The following is a 19,857-nucleotide window of genomic DNA, read 5'->3' as shown; positions in this document are numbered from 1 at the left end:
TTTTGTCGCCCCCAATATCTAATGTGCGCATGATGACTGGACGAGGAGCAAACGTATTTAACAATTGCCGATACATAATACGTTGTTCTTCTTCGCTGGGAAATCGATCGCGAATCATAAAGGGCATTTCGGTACGATATAATCCCACTCCTTCAGCACCCACGCTTAGCGAAAGCCCTCCCTCGATAGCCAAACCTGTATTAACGTAAAGCGCTAACGCATGACCATCGATTGTTTCGGCAGGTAAGTCACGCAATGCTTTTAATTCTTCATCGAGTTGATGCTCTTCTTGAGCCAGTGCTTTGAATTCTTTTTTAATCTCAGCCGAGGGAGACAAATAAATTTGACCATTATAACCATCCACAATAAGTTCTTGTGAAGATAATTTAAAAAGCGGAGTTCCGCGCACCCCCATCACAGCTGGAAGTCCGAGGGCGCGCGCTAAAATAGCGACATGAGAGTTATTCGATCCCGTCCCAGATATCACACCTTTTAAACGATCACGAGGAACTTCCATCAGAGAGGTTGGTGTCACTTCATCGCTCACCAAGATGGTATTTTTTGGATATTCCAATTCTTCTTGTTCACTAAATTGTAAATGACCCAGAAGGCGGCGCCCCAAATCTCGAAAATCAGCAGCCCGTTCTCGTAAATAAGGATCCTCCAAAGATTCAAAATGAAGCACGTGTTTTTTAATAACGCGTTTTAAGGCCCCTTGTGCCCATTGTCCTCCTTTAATTTCAGTAATAACTTCATTAATGAAAGTTCGACTATCAAGCAATCGAAGATAAGCATCGAATAGCGCATTTTCTGCTACACTGAGAGAATTTTTGGCTCGCACTTGTAGGCGGTGGATTTCATCACGCGCTGCAGCAAGAGCGGTTTCAAAATCAGAAATTTCTATTTCGATATCTGTAATTTCTTGATCAGGAACTGCGTCCAAATCTGCTGGCGGGTATACAACCATAGCGGTTCCAATAGCCACGCCTGAAGAGCCTGGTATACCAAATAAAACTGTTTCTGTTTTTTCCGACGCCGTTTTTGAGCTCCTAATTCCTCCAATGCTCTTTTAGCGCGAGCATGAGCAATTTCAGCGGCTAAGTGAACTGCCACAGTGACGCAGAAAGCCTCTTCTTCTTTAGCAAAAGGGCGATTCTCCCGCTGCTGGACCATTAATAAACCCAGCAATTCGCCTTGTTCAATAATGGGAATTCCTAAAAACCATGATATTCGTCCTCACTTAATTCAGGGCAGCGCTTAAAACTGGGATGAAGAGGCGCATCCGCCAAATTAATAGGTTCTTCCCGCTCGCCAATTAACCCAATTAATCCTTCCCCAAATTTGAGACGTGCTTTGCTAACTTGTTTGCTGTTTAACCCTTGGGTGGCCATTAAAACGTACTCTCCGTGCACATCATCACAAATAAAAATACTACAAGCATCAGCGGGTAAATCTTCACACAATCGTTTAACCACAAGCGTCAAGGCTTCTTCCAAATTTGGAGCAGCATTTACTTCTTGAGTAATCTGGCCAAGAATTTTTAACATCGTGATTAAACAAACTCGAAAAATTCTTTCAAAACCCTACGATAAATCGCGCGTTTAAATTTCACCACGTGATTAACAGGGTACCAATATTCCACCCAACACCACTGGTCAAATTCTGGTTGCGATAAATGAATCAGAGATATGCAGTCATCATCGCCTACCAAACGCAACAAAAACCATTTTTGCCTCTGGCCAATAACCCCCACCATTTTCATAACGATGAATCGTGGAGATAACCGGTAGCGATACCAACTCCGGGTTTCAGCCGCGTAAACAATCTCGCTAACCGTCAAACCTATTTCTTCCTTCAGCTCTCGGACCATCGCTTCATACGGCGTTTCATTAGGTAAAAGACCTCCTTGAGGAAATTGCCAGGCATTTAAATCTCCTACCCGGCGACCCCAAAATACTTTCTCCTGTTGGTTTACCAGAACCATTCCAACACTCAATCGAAATCCATGTTTGTCAATAACTGCTTGGTCCACTACACCATCTTAACTCATTGTTTCCTTGCTAACGACTTTTCATAACTTTTTTTGCAAGAAAAAATTTATAAATAGCACCTCCTCCACTTCTAAGCCGCAGCTATTTTGAGTTCTGTATCTTATCCACAGCTTCCCCCTCGTTACTCTACTTGCAATTCACACTAAAACACCTTATTCTGCATATAATTAAGGAAAAAAATACTCATATATTGTGGGTTCAAGAGAATGAACCAATTCGGTGAGCTGCCAAAGCCAGAGATCAAAAAATTTATTCCCAATCAATATTAACCCCGTATACAAACCCTATTTTTTATTGGCCAGGAGATTTCATGGAAATAAATACAAACCAAAACAACCAACCAGCTCTTGATTCTCAATCTACCATTCCATTAAACGCTGTTCAGCCTGGTCAATTACGCGTAATTAAGCGCGATGGGCGGATCGTGAAATACGATGTCAGTCGTGTTGCTATCGCAATGAAAAAAGCCTTCTTGGCTGTAGAAGGAGAATTGGCTCAAGATTCCAGTCGAGTTCAAGAAATCGTTACCCGACTTACCGAGCAGATTACCGCCATATTCAAAAAGCGTTGGCCATCCGGGGGCACTATCCATATTGAGGCAATTCAAGACAAAGTAGAGCTCGCACTGATGTATGCGGGGCTACATAAAGTAGCCCGTGCCTACGTCTTATACCGAGAAGAACGTCGCAAACAACGAGAAGAACAAAAAACACCCCCTCTAGAAAGAGGTATTCGCGTAACACTCGACGATGGTGCCAAAGTTTCTCTGGACGATATGTGGCTAACTCGCATCGTCCATTCAGCTTGCAGTGATCTAGAAGACGTAGATGCCAACAAAATTTTAGAGGAAACAAAGGATAATCTATTTGATGGCGTTGCTTTGAAAGACATTTATAAAGCGTTAGTGATGACCGCGCGGACGCTTGTAGAAAATGAACCGAATTACACCTATGTCACTGCACGATTGCTCTTACACGATCTCTATAGCGAAGCGCTAAATGGTTTAAACATGCCTCATGATTTAATTCATGAAGAAATTGCCCACTATTATCCTAAAGCCTTTAAAACATTTATTCAAAAAGGAATCGAGACAGAGCATTTAGATCCTAATCTAAATAACTTCGATTTAAATCGCTTGGGCCAAGTTTTAAAGCCTGAATGCGATCAGCAATTCACCTATTTGAGTTTGCAAACGCTGTATGATCGTTATCTAATTCATCATCATCAAGTACGTATCGAACTACCTCAAGTTTTCTTTATGCGTGTAGCAATGGGATTAGCTCAATCGGAAGGAAAAGACCGCACCGAACGGGCAATTGAATTCTATAATGTTCTTTCCTCTTTTGATTTTATGAGTTCAACACCAACATTATTTAATTCAGGCACGCTCTTCCCTCAACTTTCTAGCTGTTTTTTAACTACCATACCCGACAGCTTAGAAGGTATTTACAGCGCTCTTAAAGATAACGCTTTATTATCTAAATATGCCGGCGGTTTAGGTAATGATTGGACCCCAGTACGCGCAATGGGCGCTTATATCAAAGGCACTAACGGAAAATCATTGGGAGTTGTTCCTTTTTTAAACGTGGCTGACGCTACTGCTATTGCTGTGAATCAAGGAGGGAAACGCAAAGGTGCTGTTTGTGCTTATTTAGAAACTTGGCATATGGATATTGAAGAGTTTTTGGACTTACGCAAAAACACAGGTGATGACCGTCGCCGCACTCACGACATGAATACAGCCAATTGGATTCCGGATTTATTTATGAAGCGAGTCTTTGAAAATGAGTCTTGGACTTTGTTTTCCCCCGATGAGGTGCCGGACCTACATGATAAATTTGGTGAATCTTTTGAAAAGACGTATGTCGAATATGAAGAAAAAGCTCGTCGAGGTGAAATTCGTGCGAAAAACATTTCCGCTGTTTCATTGTGGCGCAAGATTCTTAGTATGCTTTTTGAAACCGGCCATCCTTGGGTGACGTTCAAAGATGCCTGCAATTTACGCTCGCCCCAACAACATGTCGGCGTCATTCATAGTTCCAATTTATGTACAGAAATAACTTTGAATACCTCGATAGATGAAATTGCTGTTTGTAACTTGGGCAGTATTAATCTCGTCAATCATATGAAAGAAGGGAAATTAGACGTCGAGAAATTGGCTCGCACTATTAAAACGGCAATTAGGATGTTGGATAATGTCATCGATATTAATTACTACAGCGTGCCACAAGCGCGTAATTCTAACCTTAAACATAGACCCATCGGCCTGGGTTTGATGGGCTTCCAAGATGCCTTGTACATACAAAAGATTCCTTATACTTCTGAAGCGGCCGTACAATTTGCAGATCAAAGCATGGAAATAATTAGCTATTATGCTATCCAAGGCTCGATAGAATTAGCTAAGGAACGCGGCACCTATGAAACTTTCGTAGGCTCCTTGTGGAGTCAGGGCATTTTACCAATCGACTCTATTCAATTGTTGAAGAAGAATCGCGGAAAATATTTGGAACAAAATACTCATCAGACGTTAAATTGGGATCAATTACGTGAGGAAGTCAAAACTTATGGAATGCGCAATTCCAATGTTATAGCAATTGCACCTACAGCAACGATTTCCAATATTTGTGGAATTTCTCAATCCATTGAGCCCACTTATCAGAATTTATTTGTTAAATCGAATTTGTCGGGCGAGTTTACGGTCATAAATCCCTATTTGGTCAAAGAACTTAAAAGTCGCCATTTATGGGATAACGTTATGGTGCATGACCTCAAATATTATAATGGTAGTGTACAAAAAATAGATCGGATTCCTTTGGAACTTAAGAAGTTATATGTGACGGCGTTTGAAGTCGAACCGCAATGGCTAGTTGAAACAGCATCACGGCGACAAAAATGGATTGATCAAGCACAATCACTTAACTTATATATGGCAGAACCATCGGGTAAAAAACTCGACGTTCTTTATCGTATGGCCTGGATGCGAGGATTGAAAACAACCTATTATCTACGCAGCATAGGAGCGACCGGAACGGAAAAGGCGACTATTCATGATGCAACACTAAATGCGGTCACAGATCAAACTGCTCCGAATGCCTGCTCAATCGATAACCCCGATTGCGAGGCCTGCCAATGAAAAGTGAATCTCAAGCAGTTATTTTTACGAGAGCGGGAATTCGTAAGGAAAGAATGACAATGCTGGCACTCCCCAATTCCCGTTTTCCAAAAATGGCCGTATCTATCCGAAGCTAAGAAGGAGAAGAAAGATGTCAAACTACCAAGAAACCAGCAGCCTACTCAATTGGAGCGATTATCATGATCCGAACCCCTTGAGCGATACTTCAGAAAAACCTGTTGAGAATAAACAAGTAGCCACTTTAGAGGACAACTCCAACCTGGAAGATGAAGAGGGTGGCGGGGAATCAGGGAGCAGCACCCCTCATCATAGTGGGGCAACAGGATTAGAACAGCTTGAAATGGGAGCTTCACGGATCCAAGTTGACGATAAAAAATTATTAATTGCCGCGCTGATCTTAATCAATTAGTTCCCTTCAAGTACAAGTGGGCATGGCAAAAATATTTATCCGGCTGTGCCAACCATTGGATGCCTAATGAGATTAATATGACGGCAGATATTGCCTTATGGAAAGATCCTCATGGGCTAACCGCGGACGAACGAATGATTGTGAAGCGAAGTCTTGGTTTCTTCTCAACGGCGGATTCTTTAGTAGCCAATAATTTGGTATTGGCAATATACCGATATATCACCAATCCTGAATGTCGCCAATATATATTGCGTCAAGCATTCGAAGAAGCCTTACATACACATGCTTATCAACACATCATTGAAAGTCTAGGATTAGATGAGGCGGAAGTTTTTAATATGTATAGGGAATTGCCCGCAGTCGCTAAAAAAGCTGCGTGGGCACTGCCTTTCACCCAAAGTCTTGCAGATCCTGCTTTTAAAACTGGAACTCCAGAAGCTGATCAGCGTTTATTGCGAGATTTAATTGCATTTTATGTAGTTTTTGAAGGACTTTTCTTCTATGTAGGTTTTACTCAAATTCTCGCCATGGGGCGACGCGGTAAAATGACTGGTACCTCAGAGCAATTTCAATATATTTTGCGCGATGAATCAATGCATGTAAATTTTGGTATTGATGTGATTAATCAAATTAAGATCGAGAATCCTCATTTATGGACGAAAAATTTTCAAGAAGAAGTCACTAAAATGATTCTAGAAGGAGTAGATCTTGAATATCAGTACGCTAAAGACACCATACCACGAGGCATCTTGGGATTAAACGCCGAAATGTTTAAAGACTATCTACAATACATTGCTAATCGTCGTTTTGCTCAAATTGGCTTATCCGAACAATTTCCTGGCTCTAAAAATACTTTTCCTTGGATGAGTGAAATGATGGATCTTAAAAAAGAAAAAAACTTTTTTGAAACTCGCGTGATTGAATACCAAGCTGGCGGTACGCTAAGATGGGATGAATAAAAAAACTTTAGAAAACTATTCACGTTTAAAACAGGTTACCTCTGCTATTAAAAAATTTCGACATAACACCAGAAATAATAAAACTTGAATTAAATAAATTATAAGAAAATCCTGAAAGATTTTTAAAAAATTTATCTGTAGATTAGATTATAAAAAAAATTTCTGCTTCTTACGGAAATCTACACTATGAAAGTGGGTCTGGCAAATAGAAAGAATATCACTCGATGCACAAGAATAGCACTTAAAAACTTAACATCGTACCAATTGCAAGCGGTTACTTATTGCATTGATGAAATAATTACCACAGAAAAGGGGCTGGTCCTTTTATTTATTGGATGATCTGTTTAGGTGATTCAAACCTATTTTCTAAATATTAGATAATCTTTCATCCGCCTTATCTTTTCGTCAGAAAGTTAACATCAAAACTTCCAACATCTATCTTGACATAATTACGGAAACTTTCCATTATAGTTCTTGGGAATTTTATAATGCCGTTAAAGGAAGGTTGCAAGAAAAGAAAAAGAAAAAGAAAAATCCTTACTTATATTGGCTATTAGCTGGAACTTACTCTCCTTTTATAAAAACCGTTCATTTTAAAAGCTTTTAATTAACTTTTTAACTAATAAATGAACTTCCGAAAGATGAATATCAAGTCTGTTTAAGCCACTCTAAAACTTCAGCTATTTTTAATATTTTAAAAAAATACTAGCTTTTTACATCTCGCATCATCGTGGAAAGTTGAAATTTTTAGAAATACCGACTCTTTTTTTCATAAAATGTGTAAATAATCTCCTAGAATCTCAGCGTTTAAATCTAATAAATGGAATTATCATCAAAAATTTAAAAAAATGGGAGTTTCAGAAGTTCTAACTCCTAAAAAATAGAGCTATATTCATGCTCTTTATTTAATGATTAAATTTTCTAAAGAAAACTAAATTGTATCCCTGTGATGAAGTCTACCTTGGCAATATTTATCACACGAAACTATACTCCAATTATAAAGCTAAACTACTCAATTCTTATTTGGAAATTATTATTTTCTTTGATCAATTAATATCTCAAGAAAATTATTCATCTTTAAAAAATGATTTAGAGAAATTACAAGGATTTTTTATTAATTACCTAACTCTCCTTTCTTCCATTAACAAACTGACGCGCTTTAATACCTACTGTGAATTACGAAGATATAATCTCCATTTATAGATGTTCAATATTCTCAGCAAGTCAAATCAGAGGAAATATAACCTGGGCCAAGCTACGAATTATATATTTTTTCAGTTTTTTCCTTCGCTTTAAAATTTGAAAAATATTCTCTTAGCTCATTTGACTATATTAGGAAGTTCTTTAAAGGAAATTTTTGATAAACTAATGGAGTATCCTTTAAATAGAAATCAAATTTCAAGACAAGTAGTAATAGAAATTTGGTTCACCCAAACTGATTTAGAAAGAGTAATTTTAGAATAATTTAATTTAGCGATATAGAAATAATTCCAATTTTGCCAGAAAGAAAGAATAACTCCTAAAAGAAAAAGCCATTTTAATTATTCTACAAAAACAGAATTACTTCTGGAAGAAGATTCAAATAAAAAAAAGAAATATGAAATTTCTACATTTATATGGTTATATGCTCTTTCCAATGAAGTAGGAAATAGTATTTCAAGTCTAATTATTTAAGTTTTTTGGGTTAATGATCACTTTTCTGACTATTACCTATCCTTCAGTTACCAATCGTAATTACCTAACTAAAAAATTAACTAATTTATCAAACTTTGCAAGAAAGTACTTTCCTTTAAAATTTAAACCCTGCCAATAAATGGCAAAAAAAGTATATCATTCCTTTCTTAGTTAATAATCAGGTGCTCAAAATCTAATTTGGTATCGATGAAGAAGAATTGATCTTAATTAAAGATCAAATTACGAAAATTTAGGAACATTTTGTAATTTATAATGTTGAAATTCAATGGCTAGTGACGAATTTTATCATAAAAATTAACGATTTCAAAATTCTGAGAGAAAAATTAATATAATTTTTTATAGAAGAAAGCCAAAAATTTCTAATTTTGATTTTAAACTGACTAATGTTTCTGATGTTGATAAAGGAATTTTAAAAATTATTTACTTCAAATTCCTTCTTTTCTTCTATAAAATACTTTGTGGAATTTTAGCGGTTAATCATGTCCTTGAACATTACTTGGGAATCAGTGAAAATTATTCATTAGGTACTTTATAGGTTCTTGAAATTCTTGCTTTTTCTCTGTCAGGCGCTAAACTTATACGAGCTTTAAACGTAAATTTATCCAAGCAAAGAGAAAATTTGAAAGATTTTTATATGGAATAACATATCGAAAAACACCCTTTATTTTAACTTCTTTTTCACAGATTATTAAAATTTATATGGAAATATCTCATTCTCAGTCTATCCATCACGGGAACTTTTACACTTACTCAATTATTTTTTTGTAATTAATGGTTTGATGAACCAATTATGGGAAATTTTATGTCAATTAAGTGATGAAAAAGTTTGTTTCTACACCTTTCATACCCTTCACCCAGAGATATCCCAACCTTTATATTATTTTTCTTATTTTTTTTAATATTTATCGCTTTTGAAATTATTTCCTTTACTCAGGTGGTCTTCTAATCTTGAACAGTTCGAACGCGAAATCGCTTAAAAAAAATTTAAAAAAGGCTGGATGAGCTAAAAGCCTTTGATGACAAGCCTCTGGAAAAAGTTCAGAAGCACCTACGATCTCTACTCTAGGGAGTTTCTACTATATTTATTTGTGCTAGAATTGTCTTTGAAAATATTTAAAATAGAGACATACTAAAATGGTAAAAATCCTATGCCGATCTACGAATATCAATGTCAAAATTGCGCAAAATGGACTGAGATATTACAAAAAATTACCAACTTCTTCGTGACTAAATGTCCCGCCTGTCATGAATAAACTTTGAAACGTTTGGTTTCTCCCACTGGTTTTCAGCTTAAAGGGGCAGGCTGGTATGTCACCGATTTTCACGATAAAGGAAAATCAAAAGCACCAAAGGCAACAACAAAGACAGAGAAAAAATTAAAGATACCAAAGAAAAGCCAAAAGCCATAAGAGACTAAAAAAACAAATAAGAAGAATAGATGAAAGGAAAACCATTTATCCGACGTTACTTAATTACAAGGCTTACTTCGTTTAGCTACCCCATTTGGATAACGTTTATTGTTATTCGTTTCCTAGTTGATCTTTTAGACAGCACTTTACCGCCTTCTATCTCATCGTTAGCAACCTAACCAATTATTTGGCCATGACTTCCCAGGTCTTGGGTTAATTTTTTCACCTTAATAATTATTTTTTTGATGGATTTTATTAGATTGGTCGCTAATTTATTAGCTGGTGAGAGAAAATACTAGCCCGTATCCCCCTCGTTCGCAGTATTTATATGGCAGTAAAACAAGTTATCCATGCTTTTGTTCAACCCAAAAGTCAATCTTTTCGAAAAGTGGTATTAGTCGAATTTCCATGTCGAGGTACCTAGAGCGTGGGTTTGTGACCGCTAACGATTTTAAGGAAATGCCTTTAGAGGGAAAAGACATCCTAGCAGTTTTCGTGCCCACGACTCCCAACCCAACATCGGGCTTTCTAATGTTGGTTTCTCAGAAAGACGTTATTGATCTCAATATTACGATTGAAGAAGCGTTCCGAATGATTATTTCGCTGGGCGTCGTTACGCCAACCATCAAGCCACCATCGCCCGATTTATAATCGTATCATTTGCTATAATTGAAGCATTGCCAAGGAAAGGAATGGCTTTATCCAAACGAAAGGGGAACATCATGGAAAGCTTACTCGGAGCCAAATGTTTTGCAATTAACGACGTTCTCAATGAAACGTGGCGACTTGTCAACGGAAGTAAATGGCCAATTTGGGCTATTACAATTTTAATCGGAATCGCTTCTCTTATTATTCAAATTATAGTCATTGAAATATTCCAAATCGACCCCAAAACGCCTTTGGTGCATTACAGTTATCTTTTTATGCCCATCTTAAATAGCATCGTCATCGCGCCCTTCTTTGCTGGTGCAGTGATGACTGCAATTAAACGAGCTCGAGAGGAGGAAATTAACGCTGCTAGTGGATATCAATATTTCCATAAAACCCTACAAGTCATGATTGGGATGGCTTTGATCACATTATTTGGCACCATCTTGAATTATATTTTCCATCTTCCGGTGATTGCTGATGCCGCTGGTCGTTACGCCGTGTGGCTTTATTTACTTTCTGGAGCAGTTTCTATTCTAGTTTACGTGTTTACTATTTTAGCTATTCCCTTAATCGTAGATAAAAATCATACCCCCTGGGAAAGCTTAATAAATTCCTTTCAAATCACTAAGAATTTTTGGTTTAAGGTACTTTTACTGGTGTTAATCGTTTATGTCTTTTTTGTTGTTGCCACCATTCCATTAATAATTGGCGCTATGATCCACCCCTATGCGAGGCTATTGGGAGTAGCAATTTTCATCTTCATACTAGTATGGTTATTGCCCTATGTTTTCTTGATCCAAGGGGTCCTCTACCACAAATTGGTATATCAAACAGGTTCAAAACCAGAAATTAGAACTACGAACCTCTAGTAGCAATCCACTAAGGCCTTGTGAATTCTAGAGAAAGTAACAGCACTCGCCGAATTATTGTGTCCTAGCAATTTCTCTTGATCCGTCCTATAACTCCCACTACTATTCAAAGCTGCTTGTCGTTAGCCGAGAAAAATATGCGCACACATTACACTAATAAAATTAATTCTGCATTGATTGGACAAACTATTACTCTTGCAGGCTGGGTTCAGGTCGTCGAAATCACGGTGATTTAATTTTTATCGATTTACGCGACCGAGAAGGACTCGTTCAAGTTGTTTGTGATCCAGCCAGCCCTTCCGCCTTTAAGACTGCCGAAAGCCTGAGAAATGAATATGTCATCAGCGTTAAAGGTAGTGTCCGCCAACGACCAGAAGGAACGGCTAATCCAAATATCACTTCTGGCGAAGTTGAAATAGCGGCAACGCATCTAACTCTATTAAATAAATCCAAACCGTTGCCCTTTAATATCAATGAATACCAAGAAGTAAACGAAGAAGTGCGGTTGAAATACCGATATCTCGATTTACGACGACCCGAGATGGCTCACCGCCTCAAAATGCGCTCCTATATCATTCAGAAAATTCGTCGCTTTTTGGATGAGCGTGGATTTTTGGACATAGAAACTCCCATGTTAACTAAATCTACCCCAGAAGGGGCCCGTGATTATCTCGTTCCCAGTCGAACTCACCACGGCCATTTCTTTGCCTTGCCCCAATCGCCGCAAATTTTTAAAGAAATTTTGATGGTGGCGGGTTTTGATCGATATTACCAAATCGTTCGCTGCTTCCGCGATGAAGATCTCCGGGCCGACCGCCAGCCCGAATTCACTCAGCTCGATTTGGAAATGGCCTTTGTGGAAGAGAAAGATATTCAGGATCTGATGGAAAACTTAATCCGTTATTTATTTTCCACTTTTTTAAATGTGGATTTACCCAATCCTTTTCCACGTATGACTTATGCGGAAGCAATTAAAAACTACGGTACAGACACGCCTGATCTTCGTAATCCTTTGAAATTTGTCGACATAACGGATCTGATGAAAACTGTTGAATTTAAAGTCTTTAAAGAGCTAGCCAATGATCCGCAGGGGCGCATAGTTGCTTTACGCTTACCGAAAGGTGCCGAATTAACGCGAAAAGTAATTGACGATTACACACGATTTGTAGGTATCTACGGCGCTAAAGGACTAGCATACATTAAAGTGGAAAGTGTCGACCACGGGCACGAAGAACTTCAATCCCCGATCCTGAAATTTCTATCGGACCAAATCATTTCCGAGCTTCTACATCGCACTCAAGCACAAAATGGTGATCTGATATTTTTCGGGGCCGATAAAGCAAAAATTGTCAACGAATCGCTTGGAGCTTTGCGCGACCGATTATGTAGCGATCGCAATTTGTATGTAGGACAATGGAAGCCATTATGGATTGTGGACTTTCCGATGTTTGAACGAGAAGGCGGAGGGGATTGGCAAGTGTTACATCATCCTTTCACGGCTCCCCAAGATACAGATCCCACGAAAGTAATCGCTGACCCCGGGGGGTCGCTCTCACGCGCTTACGATATGGTTCTTAATGGAAGCGAAATTGGGGGTGGGTCCATTCGTATTAACGACATTGACATGCAGTACACGATATTAAAAATTCTGGGTATTTCAAAAGAAGTAGCCGAAACGCAATTTGGGCACTTACTCATGGCATTGCAATTTGGGTGCCCGCCCATTGGAGGGATTGCCTTTGGATTGGATCGCCTGGTAGCCACCATGACTGGAGCCTCCTACATTCGGGATGTAATTGCTTTTCCGAAAACCCAAACGGCGCACTGTCCTTTAACAAATGCCCCTGCTCCCGTTGAAATTCAACAATTAGAAACTTTAGGCCTCAAAGTAAGCAAACATAGAAAATAGGTAAATCATGCTGGACATAGTAAATGGGCCAATATTAAGAACGCGAAAGCTCGCCAGGACACCAAACGGGGCAAAGTTTTTACTAAACTGATTCGCGAAATTACTGTAGCTGCCCGTTTGGGAGCCGAAGATATAAATTACAACCCTCGATTGCGCGCCGTAGTTGATAAAGCATTTAATGCTAACATGCCGAAAGATACCATCAATCGGGCTATTAAACGTGGTTCGGGAGCAGGAGCTGCCGATAATTTAATCGAAGTCCGTTATGAAGGGTATGGGCCTCGCGGTGTAGCTGTAATGGTGGATTGTTTAACCGATAACCGAAATCGTACAGTGGCTGAAGTGCGCCATGCCTTCAGCAAGTGCGGAGGTAATTTGGGAGCAGAAGGATCCGTTTCTTATCTATTCAAACAACAAGGACTCATCACATTTGCTCCAGGAAATAATGAAGAAAAAATTATGGAGGTCGCTTTGGAGGCTGATGCTGACGACGTAAATACAAATGACGATGGTAGTATCGATGTGCTAACAAGTCCTGAAGTCTTTGAGAATGTGCGCGAAGCCATGAAGGCCGCCAACCTTATTCCTTCTCATGCTGAAATTACTGTGCTCGCTTCAACGGAAGTTAAATTAGATAAAAAAAGTACCGAACAAATGGAGCGATTGACAGAAATGTTAGAAGATCTTGACGATGTCCAAAATGTTTATTCTAACGCAGATTATCCCGAGGAAGTGTTAGAATAGCGGAATGGCCCAACTGAAGCGAATTATAATTGGCATCGATCCAGGATCACGAGTTACCGGCTACGGAATTATTTGGTCACAAGGTTCTCGACAAGGTCGTATAACATTCGGGCAAATCAAAGCCCAGGGCGAATCTTTGAATTATCGACTCCAACAAATCGAGGAAGGATTACGTAACATTATCGCTACTCATCAACCTAACGAAGCTGCTATCGAGCAGGTATTCACTTTTCATAATCATCAATCAGCTTTAAAACTGGGACAGGCTCGCGGTGCCGCTCTCGTAGCTACTGCGGTTTATGCCTTACCTGTCTCTGAATACAGCGCTCGTCAAATCAAACAAGCCGTTGTAGGCTATGGAGCGGCTACAAAAGCACAAGTGCAACATATGATTCAAATGCTGTTACAATTGGAAAAAGTGCCACCGGCCGACGCGGCTGATGCATTGGCGATTGCTTTATGCCATGCAATCAGTTTTCGTTTGACCGAAAAATTAATGCGGGCTTGACAAAAATTTTCCTTAGCTGAGTGATTTTGTGAGCAGAAAAATCTCTCAACCAAGACGAATTCACTAAGCATATCACTAAGCATAATTTAGTTAATAAATAAGTTAAGGAAGGAAGAGATACATGATCGGACAGCTTCGAGGAATTATTCTTGAAAAACAACCTCCCTATTTATTACTCGAAGTGAGCGGAGTGGGCTATGAAATCGCAGCACCTTTATCGATATTTAAATGCCTCCCTGATATTGGTGAAGAAATAGTTCTTTATACTCATCTTGTTGTTCGCGAAGATGCTCATACACTGTACGGCTTCCATAACGAACGTGACCGTCGTTTATTTCGCGCGTTAATTAAAGTAAATGGTGTTGGGCCGAAATTAGCATTAACAATATTGTCCAGTATTGGCCCAGATGAATTTGTGTCTTGTATTATCAAGCAAGATATTCATCAATTAATAAGAATTCCAGGAATTGGCCGAAAAACGGCGGAACGTTTAGTTATTGAAACAAAAGATGCTTTAACAAGCTGGCAGTTAAATATAATTTCTCATAACGAAACTAATACACCCCTTGCCAGTTCCACTCAAGATGCTATTAGCGCTTTAATTGCGTTAGGTTATAAACCTAAAGAAGCCAAGCGTGCCATCAATGCAGTACAAGAACCAGAGTTAACGAGTGAGGACTTAATTCGCCAAGCATTAAAAAAAATAGTAGCAAGAGTGTAAGTGATGGAAAATCGCTTAATTAATACCTCTGCGGAGCCGAGCGAAGCTGTAGGAGAACATTCCATTCGTCCCCGGCGATTAAATGATTACATCGGCCAATTAGCTGTACGGGAACAAATGGATATCTTTATTCGTGCAGCAATTAAACGGCAGGAAGCCTTAGATCATGTTTTAATTTTTGGTCCGCCGGGATTGGGCAAAACAACCCTAGCCCATATTATCGCCCATGAAATGCGAGCGGGCTTAAAACAAACTTCGGGGCCCGTGTTGGAAAGAGCAGGTGATTTAGCGGCCTTGCTTACGAATCTTGAGCCGCACGATGTGTTATTTATTGACGAAATTCATCGATTAAATCCAGCTGTTGAAGAGGTGTTGTATCCAGCGTTAGAAGACTTCCAATTGGATATCATTATTGGGGAAGGTCCTACGGCTCGTTCAATTAAATTGAATTTACCATCTTTTACTTTAGTGGGCGCCACTACGCGTGCAGGGCTATTGACCTCCCCTCTACGTGATCGTTTTGGGATTGTCCAACGTCTGGAATTTTACCGCACCGACGATTTAATTCACATAGTAAGTCGAGCAGCCAACATTTTAGGGGCGCATATTGAGGAAAAGGGTGCCCAAGAAATTGCTCGCCGTTCCAGAGGCACCCCTCGTATTGCAAATCGATTGCTTCGGCGAGTTCGTGACTTTTCAGAAGTCCAGGCTTCTGGAATCATTACCGAAAATATCGCTAAGGAGGCGCTAGATTTATTAAATGTCGATACTCGTGGTTTAGATTTGATGGATCGAAAATTACTTCACACTATTATTGAAAAATTCCAAGGAGGGCCTGTCGGAATTGAGAATCTCACGGCGGCTATTTGTGAGGAACGTGGCACTATCGAAGACGTCATTGAACCTTATTTAATTCAAGAAGGCTTTATTCTTCGTACACCTCGGGGTCGTATCGCTACGGAACAAACCTACCATCATTTCAAATTACCCACGCCTCACCCTCCCGCTTCGCAAGAACGACTAGCTATTGAAGACTAACCTAAACTCTTATCTATCTTGTCCAATAGAATTTTTTGCCTAATAGGTCAGAACTAAAAATCATCATCTGCAAAGTCATTGCCCGTTAAGGAACGGGTGTGTTAATACTAAATTTTAAAATAGAATGCTCAACAAATTTACCGAATGTTTTCAAGTTTTCGTCAGCGTTATTTCTCCGTTATTAAGCTTAATCATTCTTACAGTGGGAAATGGTTTTTTCTTAACTTAGGTCACTGTACGTTTGCATTTAGATGGCACTACCTCTTTAATGATTGCTGCCATTTCCCCTGCCTATTATGCTGGCCTCGTTATTTGTTCTTTTCGCATTGAACCTTTTATTATTCGGGTCGGACATATTCATGTGTATGCTACTTTTGCCTCACTGGTAGCTACTACTATTTTATTTCGAGCACTTTATCTTAATCCTTGATGGTGGCTAATATTGCGACTTTTGAATGGTTATTGCATAGCGGACTTCTCATTACCATAGAAAGTTAGTTATTTTAGTTAAAAGTAATCAACTTATCCGTGGTCAAGTCCTTTCTATCTATTATGATTTCTTTTTACCTATCTATTATGATTTCTTTTTACGCTGCACAAGCACTTGGCCAATTTTTTATTACACCTGAGTGATTTGAAAAGCATTGTTCCTTTCATTATGGCTGCCCTTTTATCCTCATTATCAGTCATTCCTTTAACAATGACACATACTCCCCGCATTTTGAAGAGCCTTCTGCTTTAAACTTTTTTCAACTGTATCGAATATCGCTAGCAGGTGTTTTTGGATGTTCTTTGTTCAGGATTGATCCTAAGGAGCCACCTACGGTTTATTGCCCCTGTACATCAGCCAAGTGCAAAGTATCAATGATGTTGCGGTCTTAATGGGTGCTACTATTTTTTGGCGGAATGTTACTCCAATATCCCATGGAGAAAATTTCAGATGCCTTAGACCGCCGTAAAGCGATTTTAATAGTAGTGGTCTTAGTGCTTGTTTTGAGCATCTTAATCACAATACCTTTATCCCAAACCCTTTCTTATTAATTTTTATTATTTTTTTCTTTGGCGGGTTAACGTTCACTATTTATCCTTTAAGCATCACTTATACCCTAGACTCTTTACACAGCAAAGATACTGTAGCCGCCACACCCAAGGTCTCTTGCTCGCTTACAGTATCGGTAGCACAACGGGTCCTTTATTAGCGCCCTGCTTCATGCATGAAGCAGGGCCACGAGGCTTGTTTATTTATTTTGTTATTATTGGCAGTATTCTCACCCTTCTTGTTCTTTGGCGAAGTTTCACTTCTCCGGGTGTACCCAAAGACAAACAGCAAGAATTTATTTCGATACCTTGAACTACTTCCATAGGTTCTGAACTTACTCCCCGTCAGACAAAGCGCAAACCTAAAGGTTAAAGAGGTGTTCTACTCAACCATCTCTGGTAAAATCAATCGACAATCCATACAACAGAGAGGAAAAAATGGGCGAACCCACTTTATGGAGTTTTATCAGTAATGACAGCTTTGTTGTTAAACTCGTAATTTCTCTTTTATTTCTGGCTTCCATTGCTTCATGGGCCATTATTTTTCAACGGCTTCTCTTATTACTCCAAACTCGCAAAGAAATAAAAAAGTTCGAACATCTTTTTTGGTCTGGGAGCAATTTAACTACGCTATATCATCAACTCGCAGAAAAAAAGAATAAGCTCTCAAGTACGGCTAGCATTTTTTTCGCTGGACTTAATGAATTCTCTCGTTTGCGACAAGAATCCCATCCCAATCCGGAGGCCGTTTTAGAAGGAACGCAACGCGCCATGCGTATTGCCCAAAGACGGGAAGTAGATTTTTTGGAACGTAATTTGAATTTTTTAGCAACAGTCGGTTCAACCAGTCCTTATGTGGGATTGTTTGGGACGGTGTGGGGGATAATGACCTCGTTTCGAGCTTTAGGCGCTGTCCAACAGATTACTATTTCCATGGTAGCTCCTGGAATTTCAGAAGCCTTAATTGCAACCGCCGCAGGGCTTTTCGCTGCTATACCCGCTGTAATTGCCTACAATCGCTTTACCAACGAGTTAGAACAAATAACTCAAGCTTACGATAATTTTCAAGAAGAATTTTTAATTCTATTACATCGAAAATCTTATAATGCAAGGGGAAAAAATGCGCAAGCGAGCATTAGCTGAGATCAATGTGGTTCCCTACATTGATGTCATGTTAGTTTTATTGGTTATTTTTATGATAACTGCACCGCTTTTAACACAAGGCGTTAATGTCAAGCTTCCACAAGCCGCTGCGAAAACACTTTTTCCGCAGCAAGCCCCCATCATTGTCAGTATTGATAGTCACGGGAGTTATTTTCTTAATATTGCAAAAGAACCCTCTCAGCCAATTACAACTCAGGATTTAGTTACTCGAGTCGCCGCAGCTTTGCAATTGGCTAACCAAAATCATCAAAAACAAGAAATCTATGTGAAAGGTGATAAGGAAGTAGACTATGGAAAAGTCGTTCAAATGATGGTGTTACTGAAATATGCCGGCGCTAACAATGTAGGACTCATGACTCAAAATCTACCCTCTTAAAATAAACTTTTTATTTTAACTTTCTTTTAAGACCTAGGCGTTATAATACCCCTACTTACAACCATCTAATTAATTCTGTCACCATTAAAATATACTTTGGTTATACTTTGGGTGACGTATCAACGGATAATTCCGATAAATTTTTTAGCGGTGGTAGAATTAATTGGACCTGGTATTCGCAAACCAATAATAACCTTCGAGAAAGATCATGCGTACTACTGAAAATCCTAATTTAATAACCAGCCTACAAAACTCAGAAAAGATTGATATTTAAACACTAGAGGAATCTTCTGAGCAAGCTACAATGGAAACTGCAACTTCTGAACTGATCGTATTTGATGAGCCTGATACCTAAAGAGCCTTCCACTTCTGTACATCTAAATACTCTGGCAGATAGAATAGGAGAGGAAATAAATAAATTTCATGAATTTTTCATTGTAAATTTTTCATTGTACTTTTTAAAGAATAACTCTCGCCATATTCAGGATTTCCATGACCTAACTCTCCTTAATCAACTGTTTGCGCCACAGAGATTTCTTAAATTATTTGATGGCGATTCTTCATCCGCTAATCCAACGTCCTTTTATTGAAATTGTATGCTTAAAAAATAGCCAAGATAAGTTTCATGATTTGTTATATCTCTGCTAATGAAGGTTCCTATGAGCAGATTTATGCAAATAATTCCATAGTGCTGCCAAAACGCCTGGGTTCCGTTTTTAGGGATATTATTTTTGGCTTTATAATGTCCGATATTGTTGAAAAATTTCTGTCCACACTCTATAAGCGGGGGTATTCTTTGTCGATATGAATGGCCCAAATTAGTAATCGCTTTTGCAAGTATAGTATCTGCTACTTTAAGCATTGGAAGTACACTTGAAGTTAATAAGGAACCGAAAATACTAGCTTTAGAAGAAATTTATCTAGCAGCACTAGAAGTTATTTTTGACGGTTCTTCCTACCCCATTCAATGTGGTGTGGATTGGGATAATCGATGTACCTATACTTCGCAGAGTCGTGACAATCGGTATCAACGTGCTGCTATAGCTATTTTTTATAGCATATTAGCAGAAAAACTCAAAAAATTATCAGATCGAGATTTTTTTAATTTCTTAAAAGCTCCTTACTTTAAGCGTTCCCATTTATTCGATCCCCTCATGAAATATATATACAAAGAATTTCTTTG

At 38.8% G+C, this 19,857-nt stretch carries 14 protein-coding genes and 5 pseudogenes; 15 read left to right on the top strand and 4 right to left on the bottom strand.

The window, feature by feature from the left end; translation table 11 throughout:
- The 4 genes from B1F79_RS04065 to B1F79_RS04050 form a co-directional block, all read right to left on the bottom strand.
- A partial coding sequence (locus tag B1F79_RS04065; RefSeq protein ID WP_251366091.1) for a phosphoenolpyruvate-utilizing N-terminal domain-containing protein occupies nucleotides 1-967 on the bottom strand: 967 nt, incomplete at its 3' end.
- On the bottom strand, nucleotides 901-1,173 hold the full coding sequence (locus B1F79_RS04060) for a hypothetical protein (RefSeq protein WP_251366090.1): 273 nt from the start codon (nucleotides 1,171-1,173) through the stop codon (nucleotides 901-903). The genes B1F79_RS04065 and B1F79_RS04060, both read right to left, overlap by 67 nt.
- A 41-nt stretch (nucleotides 1,174-1,214) precedes the next feature.
- A complete protein-coding gene (locus tag B1F79_RS04055) occupies nucleotides 1,215-1,547 on the bottom strand; it encodes a GAF domain-containing protein (protein WP_251366089.1) in 333 nt (110 codons plus the stop codon).
- A gap of 5 nt (nucleotides 1,548-1,552) precedes the next feature.
- Complete coding sequence (locus tag B1F79_RS04050; RefSeq protein WP_251366088.1) at nucleotides 1,553-2,032, bottom strand: RNA pyrophosphohydrolase; 480 nt, start codon at nucleotides 2,030-2,032, stop codon at nucleotides 1,553-1,555.
- Nucleotides 2,033-2,361: 329 nt separating this feature from the next.
- On the opposite strand from B1F79_RS04050, the gene B1F79_RS04045 reads away from it, so the two are divergent.
- From B1F79_RS04045 to B1F79_RS03975, 15 genes and pseudogenes are all read left to right on the top strand, one after another.
- Nucleotides 2,362-5,184 (top strand): ribonucleoside-diphosphate reductase subunit alpha, encoded by a 2,823-nt coding sequence (locus B1F79_RS04045; RefSeq protein ID WP_285896397.1) that lies wholly within the window; start codon nucleotides 2,362-2,364, stop codon nucleotides 5,182-5,184.
- Nucleotides 5,185-5,314: 130 nt separating this feature from the next.
- Nucleotides 5,315-6,552 (top strand): annotated as a pseudogene (locus B1F79_RS04040) (ribonucleotide-diphosphate reductase subunit beta).
- A 2,843-nt stretch (nucleotides 6,553-9,395) separates the two neighbouring features.
- Nucleotides 9,396-9,500, top strand: a complete 105-nt coding sequence (locus B1F79_RS06400; RefSeq protein ID WP_285896396.1) for an FmdB family zinc ribbon protein — start codon at nucleotides 9,396-9,398, stop codon at nucleotides 9,498-9,500.
- Nucleotides 9,501-9,503: 3 nt separating this feature from the next.
- Entirely contained in the window at nucleotides 9,504-9,656 is a 153-nt protein-coding gene (locus B1F79_RS04035; protein ID WP_251366087.1) for an FmdB family zinc ribbon protein, read from the top strand.
- A gap of 328 nt (nucleotides 9,657-9,984) precedes the next feature.
- Nucleotides 9,985-10,307 (top strand): annotated as a pseudogene (locus B1F79_RS04025) (DUF502 domain-containing protein).
- 26 nt (nucleotides 10,308-10,333) lie between these two features.
- Complete coding sequence (locus B1F79_RS04020) at nucleotides 10,334-11,176, top strand: hypothetical protein (RefSeq protein WP_251366084.1); 843 nt, start codon at nucleotides 10,334-10,336, stop codon at nucleotides 11,174-11,176.
- Between the two features lie 77 nt (nucleotides 11,177-11,253).
- Nucleotides 11,254-13,085, top strand: a pseudogene (gene aspS, locus B1F79_RS04015) (aspartate--tRNA ligase).
- Between the two features lie 9 nt (nucleotides 13,086-13,094).
- A pseudogene (locus B1F79_RS04010) lies at nucleotides 13,095-13,829 on the top strand (YebC/PmpR family DNA-binding transcriptional regulator); the annotation flags it as partial.
- A gap of 4 nt (nucleotides 13,830-13,833) precedes the next feature.
- Nucleotides 13,834-14,337 carry a crossover junction endodeoxyribonuclease RuvC gene (gene ruvC, locus B1F79_RS04005; RefSeq protein ID WP_251366083.1) on the top strand — a complete coding sequence of 168 codons (504 nt, stop codon included), beginning with the start codon at nucleotides 13,834-13,836 and terminating at the stop codon, nucleotides 14,335-14,337.
- A gap of 121 nt (nucleotides 14,338-14,458) precedes the next feature.
- The gene (ruvA, locus tag B1F79_RS04000; protein WP_251366082.1) at nucleotides 14,459-15,058 is read left to right on the top strand and encodes a Holliday junction branch migration protein RuvA; all 600 of its coding nucleotides are present in this window, start codon (nucleotides 14,459-14,461) and stop codon (nucleotides 15,056-15,058) included.
- A 3-nt stretch (nucleotides 15,059-15,061) separates the two neighbouring features.
- Nucleotides 15,062-16,096 (top strand): Holliday junction branch migration DNA helicase RuvB, encoded by a 1,035-nt coding sequence (ruvB, locus tag B1F79_RS03995; protein ID WP_251366092.1) that lies wholly within the window; start codon nucleotides 15,062-15,064, stop codon nucleotides 16,094-16,096.
- A gap of 124 nt (nucleotides 16,097-16,220) precedes the next feature.
- Nucleotides 16,221-17,447: pseudogene (locus B1F79_RS03990) on the top strand (MFS transporter).
- Between the two features lie 125 nt (nucleotides 17,448-17,572).
- Nucleotides 17,573-18,277 (top strand): protein TolQ, encoded by a 705-nt coding sequence (tolQ, locus tag B1F79_RS03985; protein ID WP_251366081.1) that lies wholly within the window; start codon nucleotides 17,573-17,575, stop codon nucleotides 18,275-18,277.
- Nucleotides 18,255-18,674, top strand: a complete 420-nt coding sequence (gene tolR / locus B1F79_RS03980) for a protein TolR (RefSeq protein WP_251366080.1) — start codon at nucleotides 18,255-18,257, stop codon at nucleotides 18,672-18,674. The genes tolQ and tolR overlap by 23 nt, the downstream gene beginning before the upstream one ends.
- Before the next feature lie 755 nt (nucleotides 18,675-19,429).
- The coding region (locus B1F79_RS03975; protein WP_251366079.1) for a hypothetical protein at nucleotides 19,430-19,857 on the top strand (428 nt) is incomplete at its 3' end.

The sequence above is a fragment of the Coxiella-like endosymbiont of Rhipicephalus sanguineus genome (genome assembly GCF_018687865.1).
Note: the sequence above shows the minus strand (reverse complement) of the source record. Positions and strands in the feature narration are given on the sequence as shown.

Excerpts from the sequence above, each read along its gene's own strand:
- B1F79_RS04060 (WP_251366090.1), bottom strand. The coding sequence starts at position 1,173 with ATGGTCCAGCAGCGGGAGAATCGCCCTTTTGCTAAAGAAGAAGAGGCT.
- ruvC (WP_251366083.1), top strand. The coding sequence starts at position 13,834 with ATGGCCCAACTGAAGCGAATTATAATTGGCATCGATCCAGGATCACGA.
- ruvA (WP_251366082.1), top strand. The coding sequence starts at position 14,459 with ATGATCGGACAGCTTCGAGGAATTATTCTTGAAAAACAACCTCCCTAT.
- B1F79_RS04045 (WP_285896397.1), top strand. The coding sequence starts at position 2,362 with ATGGAAATAAATACAAACCAAAACAACCAACCAGCTCTTGATTCTCAA.
- tolQ (WP_251366081.1), top strand. The coding sequence starts at position 17,573 with ATGGGCGAACCCACTTTATGGAGTTTTATCAGTAATGACAGCTTTGTT.
- tolR (WP_251366080.1), top strand. The coding sequence starts at position 18,255 with ATGCGCAAGCGAGCATTAGCTGAGATCAATGTGGTTCCCTACATTGAT.
- B1F79_RS06400 (WP_285896396.1), top strand. The coding sequence starts at position 9,396 with ATGCCGATCTACGAATATCAATGTCAAAATTGCGCAAAATGGACTGAG.
- ruvB (WP_251366092.1), top strand. The coding sequence starts at position 15,062 with ATGGAAAATCGCTTAATTAATACCTCTGCGGAGCCGAGCGAAGCTGTA.
- B1F79_RS04055 (WP_251366089.1), bottom strand. The coding sequence starts at position 1,547 with ATGTTAAAAATTCTTGGCCAGATTACTCAAGAAGTAAATGCTGCTCCA.